Raw genomic sequence first — 20121 nt, 5'->3', positions numbered from 1 at the left:
TCCCTCCTATTCTCCCTTCAAGCTGTAGACATAAGCCAAAACTTCAGCTACAGCTTGATAAAGCTCTGGTGGAATCATATCTCCTATTTCAGTAGACCTATACAGTGCCTGAGCTAATGGCTTATTCTCAACTATAGGAATATTTAACTTCTTAGCTTCTTCTTTTATTCTGAGGGCAATAATGTCTTGCCCTTTAGCTATCACTACAGGTGCGTCATTTACATTACTATCGTACATAAGAGCAACAGCAAGATGAGTTGGGTTTGTTATTACGACATCCGCCTTTTTTAAGTCTTGCATCATTCTTCTCATAGAAACTTGTCGCTGTTTTCTTCTTATCTCTGCTTTTATCTGTGGGTTCCCTTCTGTTTCTTTAAACTCTTCCTTTATGTCCTCTTTACTCATTTTAAGACTTGTTTCATATTCTCTCCACTGGAAAAAATAATCTAACGCTCCAAGAACAATAAGTACAATTCCTATTCTAATAGTAATTCCCAAAAGTATATTTAAAGCGTATTTTAATATATCTTGAACTGACATATCAAGAAGCATTGGTATACCTTTATATTGAGAAGCTAAAAAAGAGTACATTATATAGAAAAGAACTGCCACTTTAGCAATAGATTTAACCAATTCTACTAATGCTCTTTTTGAAAAAATTCTCTTAAAGCCCTCCACAGGGTTTAATCTTTCAAATTTAAAGGCAAGGGGCTCAGCTGTAAATACAAAACCCACTTGAAGATAAGTTGACGCAAGAGAAACGACAAAAATTAATAAAATTATAGGCATAGCTATTGATATTGCTTGTTGCAAAACGTATGTAAACAGATTTCGTATACCTACTACATTAAAAACATCGTCATTAGCTCCAGAATAGGTATAAAGCAAATATTTTGTTAAAGCCATCATTTTTTCTAAAGAAGGCATTGTAAGTATATTTAGTGCCAAAAAACCTGCTACAATTACTAAAGCAGAAGTTATTTCCCTGCTTTGGAAGACTTGCCCTTTTTTTCTTGCATCTTGTCGCCTTTTAGGAGTAGCTGGTTCAGTTTTTTCTTGGGCAAATAACTGCAAATTTATTTTACTCAAAACTATCACCTTGTCATAAATTTCATCAATCTAAAAATGTCAGCATTCATTCTGTTAAACATAAAATCTATAATTGTCAGGTACACTGGCAACATAATAAGCAAAGTAAAGATTCCAACAAAAATCTTCGCTGGCATTCCTATCATAAAGACGTTAAGCTGAGGTATAGTACGGGAGATTATTCCCAAAACTAAATCTGTCAAAAGAGTTGTTAAAATTATAGGAGCACTTATTTTAAAACCTAATATAAACATATCAGAAACCATTTTTGTTAAGACTTGAGACATACCAGGTAAATTAAAGACAACTTTCCCAACAGGAATTATATCAACACTTTTAGCCAACATTGTAAATAATATATAATGACCATTCATAAGCATGAAGATAAGGATTGTCAAAATATATATGAAATTTCCCATTAAAGGAACTTGAGCTTCGCTGTGAATATCTAAAATGTTTACTATCCCAAACCCCAACTGATAATCAATTAGCTGTCCTGCCAAATGTATGGCGCTGAAGGATATCATAGATGCCAGCCCTATCACAAGTCCTACGGTGAACTCAGAGATGACAACGATGAAGTAATCAAAAACATTATTTGTTTGCAAATCAACAGATCCCATCGTATCAAAAACAATTACTGCAGCAAAAAAGCCTAAACCTATTTTAAAAATAGTTGGGACATTTTTTGTGCCAAAAAAAGGTGTAAGTATAAAAATGCCAAGCATCCTGACAAAAAGTAATATAAAAACTTGAACACTTTGGAGTAAATACTGAATCATATCCATTTTACATCACTTTATAAAATTATTGATATTCAAAAACAATCTTTGGGTGTAGTTGACTAAAGTAGTAAGCATCCATGGCCCAAATAGAATTAAACTTATAAGTATAGCTACAATTTTAGGAACAAAAGATAAAGTTTGTTCCTGAATTTGTGTGGTAGCTTGAAAAATACTAATCAAAAGTCCTACTACTAATGCTACAGCTAATAAGGGAGTAGCAACTGTCAAGGTAACTGTTAAAGCTTCTCTTCCAATATCTATAACCACTCCTGTATTCAACTTTTTTGCCTCCTATCTAAAGCCTAAAATCAAAGATTTTACAACAAGATTCCAGCCATCCACCAAAATAAAAAGTAACACTTTAAAAGGAAGAGATATCAAAACAGGTGGCAACATAAACATACCCATTGACATTAAAACACTGGCAACTATTATATCAATTATTAAAAAGGGAATGTATATTATAAAACCTATTTCAAAAGCAGTCTTTAGTTCACTTATAATAAAAGCAGGAATGACTACCCTCATAGGTAAATCTTCCACATTACTCACATTAATTTTAGCTAAACTTACGAAAAGATTTAAATCATTTTGCCTTGTTTGCTTTAACATGAAACTTTTCAATGGTTTGATAGCATTTTGATATGCTTCTTCTTGAGTTATCTTCCCTTCTGTATAAGGTTTTATGGCATTATTGTTGATATCTTGCCCAATTGGTGCCATTATGAATAAAGTGAGAAACAAAGCCAAACCAATTAGTACTTGATTAGGAGGCATTTGCTGAAGGCCTAGTGCATTTCTTAAAAAAGATAATACAATCACTATCCGAGTAAAAGAAGTCATCATTATTAAAATAGATGGGGCTAATGTCAACACTGTTAATAACAGAACTATTTGCAGGCTAGTAGCCATATTTGAAGGAGCTGTCACCGATGAAGCTAAATCTCCTAAATTCATTTTTGCTCACCATCTTTTTTAGACAAATATTTGTTTTTTAGCTGTTTTAATTTTTCTATTGAAGTATTCAAATTTGTCACAAAATTTTTATCATTGGTTACAAATTTTAAGTCTTCTTTGTTTATCTCTGTAAGATAAGTTATATTGGTGTTGCTCACGCCTATAAGGAAAAATTTATTTCCTACCTTCAGTATGTATAAGCCTTTATCTCTACCCAACATTACGTAATCTATAACCTGTAAATTAGTAGAACGAGTATATCTTAAAGTACTTTGTCCTATAAATCGAGTTATGTAGTAAGCCAATCCAATTACTAAAAGAAAGGCAATTAAATACCATACAAGTTGAAAGACATATTCTGTGCCATTAGACACTTTAAGCGCCTCACTTCAACAATTTTTTAATCGCTTCTACCACCCTATCAGGTTGGAAAGGCTTTACGATGAAGTCTTTTGCTCCTGCTTGAATCGCCTCGATAACCATAGCCTGCTGTCCCATAGCAGAGCACATTATTATTTTTGCATTGGGATCCTTTGCACGGATTGCTTTTACCGCTTGTATTCCATCCATTTCGGGCATAGTAATATCCATAATAACCAAATCTGGATTTTCTTGAAAATATTTTTCTACTGCTATAGCACCATTTTCGGCTTCTACTACACTCCCCAAATTGTTTTTTGAAATAATATCTTTAATCATCATCCTCATAAAAGCAGCATCATCAACTATCATTATTTTGCTCACAAATGATTCCTCCTCATCTTTATTCTATATTGCTAATTCTTTTGCTTTGGTGTACAATATCTATAATTCTAACCCCAAAATTCTCATCAATTACTACTACTTCCCCTTTAGCTATGTATTTTCCATTTGCTAAAATATCTACTGGCTCACCTGCCAATTTATCTAATTCAATAATAGAACCTTCACTTAATTCTAAAATATCTTTTATAAGTTTTTTAGTCCTGCCTAATTCGACAGTAATCGTAAGAGGTACATCTAAGATCAACTCTAAATTTTCTTTCTCTTCCTTGCCTTCAATTGAAGGTTCTTCATCAAAACTTTGAAAAACTACAGGACTTGCGTTAACTTTTTGTTTCTTTTTGGTAGTTTTCTCCTCTTTTAAGATATTATTATCTTTTAAGATATTATTATCTGTCTCGACACTTTTTTCATCACTTTCTATTATAGCACTGGCATTCTCTTCTTGGGAAGTCGCCTGTGGTGATTTTTCTTCATTTTTCGACAAAACGCTTTGCACTAGTTCTTTAGCAAAGTCAAAAGGTAAAAGCTGCATAATTTCACTATCAATTATTTCTCCTACCTCCATTTTAAAGGCGATTTTTACTACATCGCCTTCCGGAAATGAAATATCTGTTGGTAAAGAGACAGTAAAATCAACAATAAAAGCTTTAGGCGGTGAAATATTTATAGTCATATTGAGAAGGGTAGAAAGGGAAGTAGCAGCAGAACCTATCATTTGGTTCATGGCTTCTGATATTGCACTTAGATGTAGATCAGTAATATCTCCTTCTTCTACTTCTCCTTCTCCCCCCATCATTAAATCTGTCATTTTAAGTACATCTTCTTTTTTTAAAATAAGAAGATTACGACCTTTTAGTCCTTCCGTATACTCTACTTCAACCCCAATGTAAGGAATATTAAATTCTTTTTTTAACTCTTCCCAAGATAGAACCGACACTTTTGGAGTAGTAATAGTAACTTTATTTCTCAATAACGTATATAAAGTAGTAGCTGAAGTTCCAAAACTTATATTTCCAATTTCTCCTAGTATATCTTTTTCCTCTTCTGTTAACTCACTTCCACTATGAAACTGATTTTCTTTAGATTCTTCAGTTAAGCCTTTCAATAATGCATTTATTTCTTCCTGCGATAAAAAGTCATTCACTTTCTTCATCTCCTTTGTAAATAACTTCTGTTATTTTTACACTGTATTTGTTATTTCTAATTCCAGGTATACCTCTAAATTTGACATTTTTATCAATGATTATATCTACAGGATCTTTAAAGTTTTTATCTAACAGGATTATATCTCCTATTTCAAAATTTAAAAATTCTTTCACCGTAATAGTTGTAGAACCAAGTTGAGCAGTAAGAGGTATATAAGTTTTGCTTATTTTACTTTTTATAAGCTCAGGACTTACTCTCCCTTCTTTTTTCAGACTTGAAAACCAAAATTTTGTCGTTAACTTGGGTACAATAGGTTCTAAAGTCAAATGAGGCATGCAAAAATTCATCATTCCTTCTGTCTCATTAATCTTTAGTGATAAAGTACATAAAGCTACTGTCTCATTAGGAGATATTATTTGAGCAAACTGCGAGTTAGTTTCCACTCTCACTAATGAAGGATTAATGTCTACTATGCTGCTCCATGGTTCTTTGAAAAGTGGAAGCATTTGCTTTACAATCTTAGTCAAAAGGCTGATCTCAATCTCAGTATAATCTCTAGCTACAAGCTCACCTTTTCCTATTCCTCCTAAAATTCTATCAAGTATTGCATAAGTAGTATTATTATTAAATTCTAAGAGAAAAGGACCTTCTAAAGGAGCTGCATCAATAATGGCAATAAAAACTGGATTATTTAATGAATTACTAAACTCATAATAAGTCAGCTGGTCAACAGAGATCACTGTAACATTTACTACTGTTCTCAAATATCCTGACAAAAAGGATGTCAAAGACCTTGTCAAATTCTCAAAAATCATTTGAAGAGTTCGAAGTTGTTCCTTAGAAAACTTATTAGGCCTTCTAAAATCATAATTTCTTATCTTTTTGCTTTTAGCTTTTTCTTCTTTTTCGATTTTTTGGATATCTGCCTCACCAGAACTAAATGCTTTTAATAATTCGTCTATTTCGCTTTGCGATAATATTTCAGCCAACAGCCCCCCTCCTCCCTATTGAACAATAAATTCATCAAAATAAACATTTATAATTTTTTCCTCGCCTATTATTTTATTTATTCCATTTTTTATATCATTTTTTAACTTTTCCTGTCCCTCTGGTCCTTCTACCTCTTGGGCTGTTTTGCCTCTTAAAATTTGGATTATCAAATCTCTAATTTCGGAATTTCGTTCTTCTAAAGTCTTCAAAATATTTTTATCCGCAACTTGTAACTGTACGGTTGCTTTAACAAATTTTTCCTCTCCTTTTAAATTTGTTATAATCTCTCCGCCTGGAGAATAATTATAATAAGTGATTTCTTGATGAGCTTTAGCGTTAAAATACCAAAACGCTACACCAAAAGACAAAACTACTGCCACGATAACTATTAAAATTGTTTTGTAATTCATTATAACACCTCTTTATCTTTTACTATTGTGAAAATTCTTTTCTTGTAGTCAATAACTTTTTTTATAATTTCCTCAGGCGTTTCTTTTACTACTATTTTTTTGCCTGTAGTAAGGCTTATAACAGTGTCAGGAGTTTTTTCAATAAATTCAATTAAATCTGCATTCACCACAAATTCTTCATTATTAAGGCGCGTAACATAAATCATAATGTCCCTCCATCAAGTCTACTGGGCAAAAGCCCAGTAGACTTAAGTTTATCTCTTCATATTAACAAGGTCTTGCAACATCTCGTCAGAGGCAGTTATAATTTTAGCATTCGCCTGAAAACCTCTCTGAGTAACAATCATATCAGCAAATTCATTGGCCAAATCCACATTAGACATCTCTAAGGTTCCAGGATTTATAGAACCCCTTGTACCTGTACCAGCTGCTCCTATCATTGGTTCCCCTGAGTTTACTGTATTAATAAACATGGTATTGCCTACTTTTTCTAAGCCCATTGGGTTTTGAAAATCAGCAATAGCAATCTGCCCGATTATTTGCTTACGGCCATTAGAATATATCCCTGAGACAACTCCGTATTTGTCTATATTAATACTCTCTAAAGAACCCGCTTCATTTCCATTTTTACTGAGCTCTCTTAAATCTGTCTCGCTAGAAAACATAGTAAGCTGTGAAAGATCCAATTGAACAGGACCAATAGTTGCATTTGTTTCATTGGTATTCATATTAAAAGTAAGTGTACCCGTCGCAGTTGTATTAGGTGCAATCTTTCCATCAGCACCAAAAGTAAGTGTACCTGAACCATCTACAGAGGAAATAGCAGGATCAGAAGAAGACACACTCCAATCCCATGTACTAGCATCAGTTCTTGTAAAAGTAAGTGTAGCTATGTGGCTTCCTCCTTGTGAATCATACACTAATATGTTATAACTTATGGAGCCATTAATTTCTGTAGAAGCGTTTAGATTTCCTCCTATTTCTAATTGTGTGGTTGCTGCAGGCGCTATACTTGACCAGTTTTTAATGCTTATTGGCACTAAATTTCCTGTATCAGTGTTTACTGTTTTACCGTCAGTTGACATCCAACCTAAAACTTTATATCCATCAGGCATTACTAAATCTCCTTGAGAGTCAAAACTGAAGTTTCCTGCCCTTGTGTACAAATTTGCTCCTCCATTGGAAACTATGAAAAATCCGTTCCCATCAATTGAAAGGTCTGTAGGATTATCCGTCCTTTGGGCGCCACCTCTTGTAAACAATGTGTCAATAGAAGCTATGGCTACTCCGAGGCCAATCTGTTGAGGATTTGTTCCGCCGCCATTTCCTTGCGGTGCAGAAGCACCTTTGATTGTCTGGCTAAATATCTCTTTAAAAGTCATTCTGCTGGCCTTATATCCCACAGTGTTGACATTCGCAATGTTATTACCTATTACATCCATCTTTGCTTGATGAGCTTTCAATCCTGAAACCGCAGAATACATTGACCTTAACATATTTTCTCCTCCTTTTTATTTTCGGTGCTGCTCGCTTTATCAGTCAGTCAAAAGCGATAAGCCCCCTGTTAAGGTCCGGCTTAAATTATCACAGCACCGTCTATATTTGTAAAAACACTATTTTTTAACATTTCTCCATCCATAGCTGTTATAACTGTTTTAGACTTTAAATTTACTACAAAGGCTTTGTTATCCATTATGATTAAAGAATCATTTACTCCTTTTTGAGTAGCTTTGTTTACTGCCTCCAACAGCTTTTGATATTCTTCCTGCGTAATTTTAACATTTCTCATTTCCATCCTCATGAGTGAATGCTTTGAAAATTTTAATTCATCAATTTTTTCATTTAAAACTTCTTTGAATGCTGTAGAAGTCCCATTGTTACTTGTTGCTCTCTGGGCTAAGTAATTGACATTCAGGTTTTGAGGAATTTTCACTATTTCAGACATTTTATCACCTCATTCTGAAACAGCTGTAACAGCATCCAAAGGTACATCTATGCCGTTTACTTCTAAAAAGTATTCTTCATTTTGCTTATAAACAGCATCTACTTTTCCTTCAACAGCTTTAGATTCTCCATTATTGTCGGTAACAGTAGCATATATATTTTTACCTAACAAATTTATAGCTCTTACTGCACTAAAACTAGTGTTTAAGTTTTGCATTTGTTCTAAAGTTGAAAATTGAGCCAGCTGTGCAATAAATTCTTTGTCATCCATTGGGTTTAAAGGGTTTTGATTTTTTAGCTGGGCAACTAAAAGTTTCAAAAAATCGTCTTTTCCTAATTGTTTTTTTGAAGTAATTTCACTGTTATTGTAGACATTCGAAAAACTGTAATTGGTATTTACCTCCACAAAATTCCCTCCTTTCTATGCCCGAACATCAATATGATCATGTGAGATATTGTAAATTTGTTGTAAAGGTTCTGTCTCCTCTGCTTCAGCAAAATCATAGTGTAAATACCCACTATATACTACTCTATGGAGATTCTGTTGTTGTGAATTGCCATTGTAACTTTGCTGTTGGCCATTGTATTGAGAAGTAAACTGTAGGTTTTTATCTACTGTCACATTAAAACTATTTATTTTAATTCCCTTTAAATCTAATTGAGTGTTTAAAATTCCTATATTAGATTCAATTTGATGCTTCAATTTTTCGCTATCAGTTATGATAGTAGCGCTAATATTTCCTTCTGCCGACTTGAGATTTATCTGAAGTTTTCCTAAAAATTCCGGTTTCAATTGTATACTTATAGTGGAAGATGTGTGGTTTTTTGAAATATTCATACTTTTCACTATTTGGTCAAAAATTTGTGATTCTGGAGCGTCATTTAATTTCGAACTTTGGTAGTTAACCAGTTGGTTTTTGAAGGTTTTCCCATTATTTTCTAAAAAGGTGAAATCATTTGGTTGTAACTGCTTATTTTCTCCAGCATTCTTTTCCTCTTTCACTACCAAAATTTTGGTACTCAAGCCAGATTGTGAATCATTGGTTTCTAGTATGTTTTCTTTGTTCTCTTCAGAGATATGCTGATTATTCAAAGGTAAATTTCTATTTTTTGAAGTTACTAGAGTTAAATTATCCATCGTATCTTTTTTAATGATCTGTTGTGAAAATACAAATGACTCTGTTTCTTGAGTGTTTAAATTTTTTACATCCACATTTTCATCCTTATATAGGTCTAAAACTTCTTTAAAGTTACTGCTTCTAATTGCTGTAGCTATTTTATCTGGTTGCACTTTAATGCCCAGTTTTTCTTCTAACAACTGGCTTATTTTTTGCGATAGTTTATCAACATCCAAAACACCATTATTTAAAAAATCTTGCATCAGTTTTTGTACTTCTTTTTGCAATTCCGCATAAAAATCTTGTTTTTCAATTAACTGTTTGCCATCATCCTTTTGAATTGCTACATTTAACCCATTTATTAATTGCTGCAACAAATTGAAAACATCTACTAATGATAAATCCTCTGTTTGAAAGGATTTTAAATTTTTTTCTTCTTTCAGTGATCGTGTTGTTGAAAAAAGACCATTTAACTCAGCATTGCCATCAGATGCCACTTTGTTCATAGAATATTCTTTATTTCTATTAATTGCCTCCTGTTGCTGTAACATTTTTGAAAATTTATTTACCTTATTATCTTTTTGAAAAGATACAACTGTTTTGCTTCTGTCAACCCTTGGCTGCTGTATCTTAAATGGTAATAAATCAGTATCCGGTACTACTCCTATCACTCTTTTCACCTCCTTTCTAAGGCATCATTGTAGCATTTTTCAATAATATATTTGTTATTTTTGCTGCCTTATCAGCATTTAGTGATTCCAATATCTTTGAAGCACTATCTTTGTTCATATAACCTAATATATTTATTACGTCCTCGTCTGACATATTATTGAGTATTTGAGCTGCATTTTGCGGATCCATGTTTTGATAATAACTAGCTATGTCTTTTAAGCTAGTCTGCTTATTTTCTAACTGTTGCTTGAGTAATTCCCTTTCTTTTTGAACTTTTTCTAATTCGGCTTTTAATTTATTGATTTGGTCTTCTTTTTCTTTCAATTCAGTTTCGTACTCAGTAATCTTTTCATTTTTTGCCTTTAATTCTTCTGTTAATTTATTTATCTGTGAATCTTTATCTTCTTGTAGTGCCGGAAAAATTAAACTACCTAAAACCGGAACATCAGCTAATTGTTTTCTTAAAAAAGTTTGGCTTTGGAATAGGTTGAAGTAAATAACCAAGACTGTTCCACCTACAAGTATCAAAAAAATTATTAGAATCGCGAGCCAAATTTTTAATTTTCTATTTGTTTGTATATCTTTATTTTGCATATATATCCTCCTAATAGGATTTAGCTATTCTAAAACTTATTTGTTCATCTACAAATTTATTTTGTTCTACAGCTATCAAGTATTGATATTCTGAAAACTTTTTTTCCTTAAGATTTTCTAACGCCTTTTTTTCTTTAGTGACTTTTAAAAGATTTTCTTTTATAAAATCAGCATCTTTCTCTAGTTTTTTTATTAAAAGTTTTTTGTCTTCAATCATCTGGTTAATTTTTTTTACATACACACCTGATTCAACAATTTTGTGTATAGTAGTTCCTTCTTCCATTTCCCCTTTTGTTTTTTCTAAAATTTCATTTAAATGATTAGTTAATTTGCGCAATTCTTCTTTTTGAACGTTTATCTCTGCCATGACCTTTGCTAATTTCTCTTTTTCTATTTTTTCTGATTGTTCCTTTAAATTTAATATTGGTTGCAAAGTAAATTCAAATTTTTTCATGTTTTATCACCTTTTAATAGATTCATATAGCAGTTGTTTTGTAGTTTCAAAGTCATAGGATTCGTCTATTCTCTGCCTTAAGAAATTGTTCATTTTGTCGTTTAACTCAATGGCCTCGTCAATTTTAGGATTGCTGCCAAAATTATATGGCCCTATGTTTATTAAATCTTCCGCTTCTGTGTAAGATGCCAAAATATCTTTAAATCTCGCTATTAATTCTTTGTGTTCTTCTGTAATTATGTCATTCATCACCCTGCTAACACTTGCTAATACATCAATAGCAGGATAGTGATTCTTATTGGCAAGTTTTCGAGACAAAACTATGTGTCCATCAAGTATACCCCTTACTGCATCAGCAATTGGTTCATTTAAGTCGTCTCCATCCACCAATACTGTATAAAGGGCTGTAATAGAACCTTTTTTAGAGCATCCAGAGCGTTCCAAAAGCTTAGGCAAAACTGAAAAAACAGAAGGAGTATAACCTCGTGAAACAGGAGCTTCACCTATAGACAATCCTACTTCTCTTTGAGCCATGGCAAAGCGAGTTACTGAATCCATCATCAAAAGGACATCTAATCCTTGATCTCTAAAATATTCAGCTATAGCAGTGGCAGTCATAGCACCTTTTACTCGTATAAGTGCTGGAGTATCAGAGGTAGCTACTACAACTACAGATTTTTTTAAACCTTCTTCTCCTAGATCTTTTTCCAAAAATTCATTTACCTCTCTTCCTCTTTCGCCTATAAGAGCTATCACATTTAAATCAGCTTTGGCGTTTCTTGCCATCATGCCTAGCAATGTACTTTTCCCTACACCGCTCCCTGCAAAGATACCAATTCTCTGCCCTTTACCGCAGGTAAGAAGTCCATCTATCGCTTTTATCCCAAGAGGCATAACCTCTCTAATTCTCTTCCTTTCTAAAGGGCCAGGTGGTACATTATTGATAGGAATAGATTTTTCAAATTTAACTGGTCCTTTACTATCTATAGGATTGCCCAAACCATCTAATATCCTCCCAAGAAGCTCCTTCCCTACGCTAACCCTTAGGGTTTGACCTGTAGCTATAACTTTGCTGCCTGCTCCTATTCCCTCCATATTTCCTAAAGGCATGAGATACACTTTTTCTTCTTTAAAGCCCACAACTTCTGCTGAGATTATATTTCCATTGGTAGTCTTGATATTACATATCTCTCCTATATTGGAAAGAGGCCCTGTACTTTCGATTGTCAATCCTATTACTTGAGAAACTTTTCCATAGTATTGAATTAATCTTTTTTCTTGAAGAGCTCTTTTATATTTAGTGAAAATAATCTCACTCATTTAGCACACCTACAAATAAGTTTTTTAAAGCTCTAAGTTGTGTACTAATGCCAGAGTTTATCACTCCAGAATTTGTTTCAATTACACAATCTCCTTTTTTTAATGATAAATCTTTTAAAATATTTACATCATCCAAAAACTCTATGTCTTTAAGAATTTTGTCTTTGTTTTTAATACAGTGTTCATAATCCTCTTCACTAACCCTTACAGTAACTTTGTCAAAGGCATTGTAATTTTCCATTCCTTTTTTGATGAGATTTAATATTATATCTTTGTCCTCTTCCACATATTTACCTATAATTTTTTCTACTGCCTCCAAAATTACACTTACCATATCACTTTCTGCATTTTTATACATTCGTTGTTTTTCTTTGATAATCTCTTCTTTAATAGCCTTTGCCTCTTGTATTATCGCTTTGGCATCTTCTTCTCCTTTTTTATATCCTTCTTGATATCCTACAGTATAACCATCTTGATAGCCCTTTTCTTTATATTCTTCTTCAATTTTTTTAGCTTTCTTTTCTACTTCTATTAAGATTTTTTCTACATCTTCTCTAGTTTTCCTAAGTATCTCTTGCTGAACTTGTCTTGCTCTTTCTATTATTTGTTTTGCTAAATTATCACTTTCTTTTTTTATATCCTTTGTTTGTCCACTCAGTTCAATTGCATTTTCTGTTTTTTGTTCTTTTTCACTGTTTTTAACAATCCTTAAAACTATGGGAGAGGAGATGTTGATTTGTTGATGTTTATATACTCTATACAATAATTTCATCCCCTCCTCTTGATATCACAATTTCTCCTGCTTCTTCTAATTGTCTTATAACATTTACAATTCTTTGCTGTGCTTCTTCTACATCTTTTAATCTTACAGGCCCCATATATTGTATGTCTTCTCTTATCATATCAGCGAGTCTCTTAGACATATTGCTGAAAATAACCCTTTGAACTTCTTCATTAGAACCTTTAAGTGCAAGAGCAATATCGTGATTGTCTACTTCTCTCAATACTCTCTGTATAGACCTTGAATCTAATGTGACGATATCTTCAAATATAAACATTCTCTTCTTTATTTCTTCTACTAACTCAACGTTTATAGTCTCCAGAGTATCCAATATATTTTTCTCTGTACTCCTATCCACAGAGTTTAGTATATCTACAATTGTCTGAATACCGCCTGTAGAAGTATAATCTTGTGTAACTAAAGATGACAATTTTCTCTCTAAAATTCTTTCAACTTCTTTTACTACCTCAGGAGAAATGCTCTCCATCGTTGCTATTCGCATAGCTACTTCTGCCTGTAAGTTCTCAGGCAGTGATGATAGAATTGCTCCTGCTTGTTGTGGTTTTAAATAAGACAAAACCATTGCAATAGTCTGTGGATGCTCATTTTGTATGAAATTTAAAACTTGGGAGGGATTCGCTCTTCTTATAAAGTCAAAGGGTCTTACTTTCAACGAAGAAGTCAATTTATTTATAATCTCAAAAGCTTCTTGCGTACCCAAAGCCTTTTCTAAAACTGATTTTGCATACTCTATTCCACCTTCTATTATGTACTCTTGCGCTACGCACATGTTATAAAATTCATCTATAACTTTTTGCTTTTCTTCAGGAGTAAGATTTTTAATGCTAGCTATTTCTAAAGTTAATTGTTCAATTTCATCTTCTCTTAAATGTTTATATATTCGAGCAGAAAGGTCTGGCCCTAATGCAATCAAAAGCATTGCACTTTTTTGTCTGCCTGTAAGTGCACTTCTAGCCATAATAACACCACCTACTCTTCATTAAGCCATGTCCTAATAATCTGTACAACAATATCCGGCTTTTCTTTTATGAGTTTTTCTATCTGTTTTTTCTTTTCATCCTTATATGTGAAATCTATTTCTTCAATAGGTTCTGCAGTAGCTAAGGCTTCCTCTTCAGCCGTAGCTAAAGAGGTTTCTTTTTTCTTCCTTCTCATCATAATGAAGAATAGCCCGCCGCCTAACACTAAAGCCGCTAACATAGCCCATGCATACATGGGCACTCCTTTCGAAACATTTGCTTGCTGCTGCATTGTCTTTAAGAGATCTTGATTAAATTGCATCCCTTGAACTGATACTTGCACACGAGAATCCCCGCCGGCAGCTTTTGCTACCAAATCAGCAATTTGTTGTTTCATTGAATTATTTAAATTTTGATTTACAACGACGGCTATTGAAATATTTTCAATCTTGCCTTGTGCTTGAACAAGACTTGTCTTAATTTGATTTATTTCATAATTTATAGTAGTTTCTGTTCTACTGTAATCAGAAGTACCATTACCAGTCGTTGAAGCTACAGGAGGATTATTTGACGCAGTACCTGGTGAGCTTCCACCTTGTGTACCTGTGGCTTTTTCTTTAAGCTCTTGTATACTCCTTACAATTCCTTTATTGTCATTCCCTTGAACAGGCAAATACTCTATAGTATCCTGCGTCTTTTTATCAAAATTTAAAGTAACATTTGCTCTTACAACTACATTACCTGGTCCAAACACTTGTTCTAACAATGTTTGAAGGCTGTTTTGTAAGTCTTCTTGAACTTTTTTTTGAAGAGTAAACTGAGTATTAGCATTTTCAGCAGTAGTATCACTTTCTGCAGTAAGAATTTTACCATTATTATCAATTACAGTAACATTTTCAGGTTTTAAACCTTCTACGCTCTTAGATACAAAATCTATGATTCCCTTGACTTGCGAAGAGGATAAAGTCACACCTGGCTTTAAAGTTAGCATCACAGCCGCTGTAGCTTGATTAGTAGTATTTGAAAGTACAAAGGCATTTTGATCAGGTACTACGATATTGACAATAGCATCTTGCACTCCATCTATAGTTTTTAGAGAATTTTGTATTTCATTTTGTAGAAAATACAAATACTTTTGTCTTCTCTCTTGGTCTGTTGTAGCAAGGGAGTTATTCATAGCGTCTTGAAAGCTAAATCCCCCTTGTGGGATTCCTTCTGTCGCAAGTTTCATCCTCACCTCATCTTTGTATTGTGCAGGAACTAAAATTGTCGTCCCATCGTTCGATATTTTATATGGAATCTTGAATTCGGTTTTTAATTTTTCAACTACCGCTCCTGCATCTTTTATACTTAGATCTGAATATAAAACTACATAATTAGGCCTATTAACTATGTAAACTAATAAGGAAACGCCTATAAAAAGCAAAATAGCAATAACTCCTAACTGTATCTTTTGTTTCTTATCAAACTTATTCCAAAAGTTTGTCAGTTGCTCTCTAAAGTTGGCAATGAAGTCGGGCATTAATTCACCTCATTTCAATTAAAAACATCACAATGGCATTCTCATTATTTCCTGATAAGCCTCCAGCACTTTATTTTTTATTTGTATTGTAAGCTGCAGTGCAATATCAGCCTTCGCAGCATCTATCATCACTTGATTTATATCGTCAATTTCACCAGTTACAAGTTTTTGGTCATTTTTCATTGCCGTTAACTGTAAATCATTTACCTTATTAAGAGCTTCTTTTAAAAAGTCGCTAAAAGTATCTATTTTACTGCTATTCTGTGTTGCTTCTAAAGTGCTATCCAAAGTTACTGGATTAACCGGTGTTATTTGATTAACCATTTATGTCTACCCCCTACCGATTTCTAAAGACTTTTGAAACATAGCTTTTGAAGCATTAAAGGCTGTTACATTGGCTTCATAAGCACGAGTAGCAGAAATCATATCTACCATTTCAGAAACAATGTTTACATTTGGGTACTCTACATATCCATTTTGGTCAGCATCAGGATGTCCAGGGTCATAAACTTCTCTAAGAGGAGTTTGGTCATCCTCAGCTATTTGTACAACTTCTACTCCTTTGCCACTGTATTTACCTTTAACTTTATCTAGAATGCTCTGAAAACTGTCAGGTTGTATTTCTTTTAAAACCACTAATTTTCTCCTATAAGGCCCTCCTTGAACTGTTCTTGTAGTATTTACATTAGCTATATTTTGAGATATTACATCCATCCTAACTCGTTCTGCAGTTAGACCTGAAGCGCTTATGTCCATCGATCTAAATAAGTTCATTTAAATTACCTCCCATCTTTTACAGCAGTCATGATAGAATTAAGCTCTCCACTTACCCTTTGCACAAGGGCATAGTAATACAACTGATTCTTAGCTAAATTTGCCATTTCGGCATCTATGTCTACATTATTTCCATCTAACCTCATGGAAGTGTCATTTACTTGAATAATTTCCGGTTGTATGGAATCAATAGCAGGTGGGCCAATAGGAATGTGCTTAGGGTTTGTAACATAACCTCTTAACTTTGTACCATTTATAGCATCTTTTAAAATATCCTCAAATTTGACTTCAGACCTTTTGAAATTAGGAGTATCCACATTAGCGATGTTATTGGCAATCACATTGTTTCTTACAGTGGCTGCGTACAATCCCTTTTGTAATAAATCTATATTTTCAATTCCTAAATCCAGCATTTTCTCGCCTCCTCTTATTCGACCACACTATACTTAATTCGACAAACAAACCAAAAATCCTGCTAAAATAAGCCAAAAAATAAATATTTAACTTTGTTCTAACACTGCCTTTTTTGTAAAATAATATCAATTTTTATCGAATAATATTATATCATGCCGTAATAGTTTACACCATAAGAAAAAAGTCCTATTTTTATAGGACTCTCAGTTTGTTGACAAAGTTAAAAAATATTCAAAGGAGATATTTTGCATCGTCGCTCCGATGTTCCAAAGCGACAAAACTAAAGCTCGACCTTCAGGCTCCGGCAGGGTACCTACGTCAGGTGGCATCCATGCCTTAAGGTGCCCGCCTCCGCCATCCCTGGCTTCGGCCCTGCCTACGCCCTCGGTCTTGCTAAGTTTCCCGGCACTCAAGTAAGTAAGCTTGTTTTTTCTATTTTTGCTTTATCAAACTCTCTTACTTGAGTGCCGGGTCGCTTTGTAACAAGTCGCTCCTTATGCAAAATATCTCTTTTACGAAAGTTTGTCTACAGTCTGAAAAGTCCTATTTTTATAGGACTCTTTTACATAAAATTAAGTCTCCTGCTTTCATGCTAAAGTACAACCCCATGCATAAAAGCGGAGACTTATATTTTTCAATAAGGGTTTAAATTTATCTTTTCATTTTCTCTAACTCTTCTAATAATTTATCGTTTAGTACCCTTATATGGGTACCTTTCATTCCTAAAGACCTTGACTCAATTATGCCAGCACTTTCAAACTTTCTAAGGGCATTTACAATTACAGACCTTGTAATACCTACTTTATCTGCTATTTTACTTGCAACTAATAATCCCTCTTTTCCATTTAGCTCTTCAAAAATATTTTTTATAGCTTCTAATTCGGAGTAAGAAAGTGTTCCTAGTGCCATTTGAACAACTGCTCTTTTTCTTGCTTCATCCTCTATTTCTTCATTTTTTGACCTTAAAATTTCAAGGCCAACTACCGTGGCTCCATATTCTGCCAATATCAAGTCATCGTCAGTAAATTCTTTTACCCCTCTTGATAAAACCAAAGTTCCTAATCTGTCACCACCACCATTGACAGGTACTATAGTCAAAATTAATTCTGATAAAACTTTATCCTCTTTAAAAAGATTGCCTTTGTCATTGGCTAGCGTCTCAGTCACTCGCAAAAGTTTGTCGTTATATTCTTCAGGTATTATTTTACTTTGAGCAAAAATATCATCTCCATACTCTCTTAATATACTATAACCTAATACTTTACCCTTTCTACTCAAAATATATACGTTGGCCTCAATGACATCTTTTAGGATACTAGCCATTTCATTAAAATCAACTGGTTGAATTCCTGTTTTTTGCAAAATTCGATTTACTTTTCTAGTTTTTTCTAATAGTGTGCTCATATTTCTAATCCTCCTATGTTTTGGTTTTTGTTATTATAAAATGTACTTATTGACTTCGTATTTATTTAGACTATCCTTTAATTGCTCTTTTACATACTCTTCAGTTATCACTATTTGTTGTCCTTTCAGGTCTGGGGCTTTAAAAGATAATTCTTCAAACAACTTCTCCATAACAGTGTGCAATCTCCTTGCACCAATGTCCTCCGATTGCTGATTTATGAGATATGCTACTTCTGCAATAGCCTCAATTGCTTCATCTGTGTATTTCACTTCTATTCCTTCTGTTCTTAAAAGCTCTTGATACTGTTTTGTAAGAGCATTTTTAGGCTCCTTTAATATTCTTATAAAGTCCTCTTTTGTGAGAGGTTTTAAATTAACTCTTACAGGAAATCTTCCTTGTAGCTCAGGGATTAAATCAGACACTTTTGCAACGTTAAAAGCACCAGCTGCTATAAACAATATATGGTCTGTCTTAACAGGACCGTATTTTGTCATTACTGTACAACCTTCAATTATAGGAAGAATATCCCTTTGAACTCCTTCCCTTGATACATCTGGTCCTGCTGTATAACCGCTGCTGGCAATTTTGTCAATTTCATCTATGAAAATTATTCCATCGTTTTCTGCTCTTTTAATAGCCTCTTCAATTACTTCATCCATATCTATAAGGTTTTGGGCCTCTTCAGACTCTAGAATTCTTTTTGCTTCATACACAGGAACTTTTTTAATTTTTTTCTTTTTAGGTAAAATGTCAGCAAATATATCTTGCAAATTTATATTCATCTCTTCGGAACCTAAATTAGTATACATCTCCAGCATTGGCGTAGATGCATCTGTCACTTCTATTTCCACTACATAATTATCTAGCTCGCCATTTCTTAACTTTTGCCTTATTTCTTCTCTTTTATATTGCATACCATCTTCCTCTGTCTCTTCATTTTTCTCGGCAGAAGGATAATTAAACAACATTTCTAATGGATTTTTAGGTTGTTTTTTCTTTTTTCCGACTATGTAATCAATTAGTCTATCTTCTGCAATTTTCTTCGCTTTTTCAGTAACATTTTTCAATTTTTCCTCTTTCACCATTCTTACAGCAGCCTCTACAAGGTCTCTAACCATAGAATCCACATCTCGTCCTACATATCCTACTTCAGTAAATTTGGTAGCCTCCACTTTTACAAAAGGAGCTTCTACTAATTTCGCAATTCTTCGGGCAATTTCTGTCTTTCCTACTCCAGTAGGGCCTACCATAATTATATTTTTGGGGGTCACTTCTTCTTTAAAATCGTCAGATAAAAGATTTCTTCTATATCTATTTCGTAAAGCCACTGCTACTGACTTTTTAGCTTCCTTTTGTCCTACAATATACTTATCTAGTTCCTCCACAATTTCCTTGGGAGTATAATTCTTCACTTAGAGCACCCCCTATAAAGTCTCAACTGTTATGTTGTTATTGGTGTAAACACAAATCTTTGAAGCTATTTCTAAAGCTTTTTTTGCTATATCTTCTGTATCTAAATTAGTATTATACCGTAGCGCTAAGGCTGCAGCCATAGCATAATTTCCTCCAGATCCTATCCCGATCACATCCTCATCTGGTTCAATAACTTCCCCAGTGCCAGAAATAAGTAAAGTATTCTTTTTATCAACCGCAATCAAAAGAGCCTCTAACTTTCTTAAAATCTTGTCTTTTCTCCATTCTTGTGCCAGCTCTACTGCAGCCCTTTTTAAATTTCCGCCGTATTGTTCCAATTTTTCTTCGAATTTTTGCGAAAGAGTCAAAGCATCAGCTACCGAACCAGCAAATCCTACTATTACTTCTCCATTATATAACCTTCTAATTTTTTTTGCTCCATGCTTTAAGATCGTATTTTCTCCAAGGGTAATCTGTCCATCACCAGCCACCGACACTTTATTGCCTTTTCTCACTGCAATTATGGTAGTACCCTTAAACATGTTTACACCCCTTTAGATAGTTTAATATTAGCACATTTTTCAAAAT

At 33.5% G+C, this 20121-nt stretch carries 26 protein-coding genes; all 26 read right to left on the bottom strand.

From position 1 onward, the window contains the following. Positions 1–6: 6 nt before the first annotated feature. Positions 7–1098, bottom strand: a complete 1092-nt coding sequence (flhB, locus tag I4N53_RS09610) for a flagellar biosynthesis protein FlhB (RefSeq protein WP_214496116.1) — start codon at positions 1096–1098, stop codon at positions 7–9. Next, positions 1095–1877: a flagellar biosynthetic protein FliR gene (gene fliR, locus I4N53_RS09605; protein ID WP_214496115.1), complete on the bottom strand. Its 783-nt coding sequence runs from the start codon at positions 1875–1877 to the stop codon at positions 1095–1097. Before fliR ends, flhB begins: the two co-directional genes overlap by 4 nt. Positions 1878–1883: 6 nt before the next feature. Continuing rightward, a complete protein-coding gene (gene fliQ / locus I4N53_RS09600; RefSeq protein WP_012995275.1) occupies positions 1884–2153 on the bottom strand; it encodes a flagellar biosynthesis protein FliQ in 270 nt (89 codons plus the stop codon). 12 nt (positions 2154–2165) lie between these two features. After that, complete coding sequence (gene fliP / locus I4N53_RS09595) at positions 2166–2831, bottom strand: flagellar type III secretion system pore protein FliP (protein WP_012995276.1); 666 nt, start codon at positions 2829–2831, stop codon at positions 2166–2168. After that, on the bottom strand, positions 2828–3205 hold the full coding sequence (gene fliO, locus I4N53_RS09590) for a flagellar biosynthetic protein FliO (protein WP_214496114.1): 378 nt from the start codon (positions 3203–3205) through the stop codon (positions 2828–2830). The genes fliP and fliO overlap by 4 nt, the downstream gene beginning before the upstream one ends. A gap of 10 nt (positions 3206–3215) precedes the next feature. Continuing rightward, positions 3216–3575 carry a response regulator gene (locus I4N53_RS09585; RefSeq protein WP_012995278.1) on the bottom strand — a complete coding sequence of 120 codons (360 nt, stop codon included), beginning with the start codon at positions 3573–3575 and terminating at the stop codon, positions 3216–3218. A 19-nt stretch (positions 3576–3594) separates the two neighbouring features. Next, positions 3595–4740, bottom strand: coding sequence for a flagellar motor switch phosphatase FliY (fliY, locus tag I4N53_RS09580; protein ID WP_214496113.1), 1146 nt, complete (start codon positions 4738–4740; stop codon positions 3595–3597). Next, the gene (fliM, locus tag I4N53_RS09575) at positions 4733–5731 is read right to left on the bottom strand and encodes a flagellar motor switch protein FliM (RefSeq protein ID WP_214496112.1); all 999 of its coding nucleotides are present in this window, start codon (positions 5729–5731) and stop codon (positions 4733–4735) included. The genes fliY and fliM overlap by 8 nt, the downstream gene beginning before the upstream one ends. 15 nt (positions 5732–5746) lie before the next feature. Next, positions 5747–6142 carry a flagellar basal body-associated protein FliL gene (fliL, locus tag I4N53_RS09570; protein WP_214496111.1) on the bottom strand — a complete coding sequence of 132 codons (396 nt, stop codon included), beginning with the start codon at positions 6140–6142 and terminating at the stop codon, positions 5747–5749. Next, the gene (locus I4N53_RS09565; protein ID WP_012995282.1) at positions 6142–6348 is read right to left on the bottom strand and encodes a flagellar FlbD family protein; all 207 of its coding nucleotides are present in this window, start codon (positions 6346–6348) and stop codon (positions 6142–6144) included. Before I4N53_RS09565 ends, fliL begins: the two co-directional genes overlap by 1 nt. A 48-nt stretch (positions 6349–6396) precedes the next feature. Beyond that, the gene (gene flgF / locus I4N53_RS09560) at positions 6397–7638 is read right to left on the bottom strand and encodes a flagellar basal-body rod protein FlgF (protein WP_214496110.1); all 1242 of its coding nucleotides are present in this window, start codon (positions 7636–7638) and stop codon (positions 6397–6399) included. Between the two features lie 80 nt (positions 7639–7718). Then, the gene (locus tag I4N53_RS09555) at positions 7719–8087 is read right to left on the bottom strand and encodes a TIGR02530 family flagellar biosynthesis protein (protein ID WP_012995284.1); all 369 of its coding nucleotides are present in this window, start codon (positions 8085–8087) and stop codon (positions 7719–7721) included. A 9-nt stretch (positions 8088–8096) separates the two neighbouring features. Then, complete coding sequence (locus tag I4N53_RS09550) at positions 8097–8492, bottom strand: flagellar hook capping FlgD N-terminal domain-containing protein (RefSeq protein WP_012995285.1); 396 nt, start codon at positions 8490–8492, stop codon at positions 8097–8099. Between the two features lie 15 nt (positions 8493–8507). Beyond that, positions 8508–9875 (bottom strand): flagellar hook-length control protein FliK, encoded by a 1368-nt coding sequence (locus I4N53_RS12700; protein WP_214496109.1) that lies wholly within the window; start codon positions 9873–9875, stop codon positions 8508–8510. A 16-nt stretch (positions 9876–9891) separates the two neighbouring features. After that, positions 9892–10470 carry a MotE family protein gene (locus I4N53_RS09540; RefSeq protein ID WP_214496108.1) on the bottom strand — a complete coding sequence of 193 codons (579 nt, stop codon included), beginning with the start codon at positions 10468–10470 and terminating at the stop codon, positions 9892–9894. 10 nt (positions 10471–10480) lie between these two features. Beyond that, the gene (gene fliJ, locus I4N53_RS09535) at positions 10481–10924 is read right to left on the bottom strand and encodes a flagellar export protein FliJ (protein ID WP_012995288.1); all 444 of its coding nucleotides are present in this window, start codon (positions 10922–10924) and stop codon (positions 10481–10483) included. 6 nt (positions 10925–10930) lie between these two features. Continuing rightward, positions 10931–12244: a flagellar protein export ATPase FliI gene (gene fliI / locus I4N53_RS09530; protein ID WP_214496107.1), complete on the bottom strand. Its 1314-nt coding sequence runs from the start codon at positions 12242–12244 to the stop codon at positions 10931–10933. After that, the gene (locus I4N53_RS09525; protein ID WP_028991698.1) at positions 12237–13007 is read right to left on the bottom strand and encodes a FliH/SctL family protein; all 771 of its coding nucleotides are present in this window, start codon (positions 13005–13007) and stop codon (positions 12237–12239) included. Before I4N53_RS09525 ends, fliI begins: the two co-directional genes overlap by 8 nt. Continuing rightward, complete coding sequence (fliG, locus tag I4N53_RS09520; protein ID WP_013150345.1) at positions 13000–14004, bottom strand: flagellar motor switch protein FliG; 1005 nt, start codon at positions 14002–14004, stop codon at positions 13000–13002. The genes I4N53_RS09525 and fliG overlap by 8 nt, the downstream gene beginning before the upstream one ends. A gap of 11 nt (positions 14005–14015) precedes the next feature. Continuing rightward, positions 14016–15527: a flagellar basal-body MS-ring/collar protein FliF gene (gene fliF / locus I4N53_RS09515; RefSeq protein ID WP_214496106.1), complete on the bottom strand. Its 1512-nt coding sequence runs from the start codon at positions 15525–15527 to the stop codon at positions 14016–14018. 27 nt (positions 15528–15554) lie between these two features. Beyond that, on the bottom strand, positions 15555–15851 hold the full coding sequence (gene fliE, locus I4N53_RS09510) for a flagellar hook-basal body complex protein FliE (RefSeq protein ID WP_214496105.1): 297 nt from the start codon (positions 15849–15851) through the stop codon (positions 15555–15557). Between the two features lie 6 nt (positions 15852–15857). Further along, positions 15858–16301, bottom strand: a complete 444-nt coding sequence (gene flgC, locus I4N53_RS09505) for a flagellar basal body rod protein FlgC (protein WP_214496104.1) — start codon at positions 16299–16301, stop codon at positions 15858–15860. Positions 16302–16306: 5 nt separating this feature from the next. After that, entirely contained in the window at positions 16307–16714 is a 408-nt protein-coding gene (gene flgB, locus I4N53_RS09500) for a flagellar basal body rod protein FlgB (RefSeq protein WP_003866698.1), read from the bottom strand. Positions 16715–17366: 652 nt separating this feature from the next. Continuing rightward, positions 17367–18119, bottom strand: a complete 753-nt coding sequence (codY, locus tag I4N53_RS09495) for a GTP-sensing pleiotropic transcriptional regulator CodY (protein WP_013150347.1) — start codon at positions 18117–18119, stop codon at positions 17367–17369. Positions 18120–18152: 33 nt separating this feature from the next. Continuing rightward, positions 18153–19532, bottom strand: coding sequence for an ATP-dependent protease ATPase subunit HslU (hslU, locus tag I4N53_RS09490; RefSeq protein ID WP_214496103.1), 1380 nt, complete (start codon positions 19530–19532; stop codon positions 18153–18155). Between the two features lie 12 nt (positions 19533–19544). Continuing rightward, entirely contained in the window at positions 19545–20075 is a 531-nt protein-coding gene (gene hslV / locus I4N53_RS09485) for an ATP-dependent protease subunit HslV (RefSeq protein ID WP_012995297.1), read from the bottom strand. Positions 20076–20121: the final 46 nt, after the last annotated feature.

Source organism: Thermoanaerobacter sp. CM-CNRG TB177 (assembly GCF_018588165.1).
In the GTDB taxonomy this organism is placed as follows: domain Bacteria; phylum Bacillota; class Thermoanaerobacteria; order Thermoanaerobacterales; family Thermoanaerobacteraceae; genus Thermoanaerobacter; species Thermoanaerobacter thermocopriae.
This window is presented reverse-complemented; position numbering and strand designations above follow the sequence as displayed.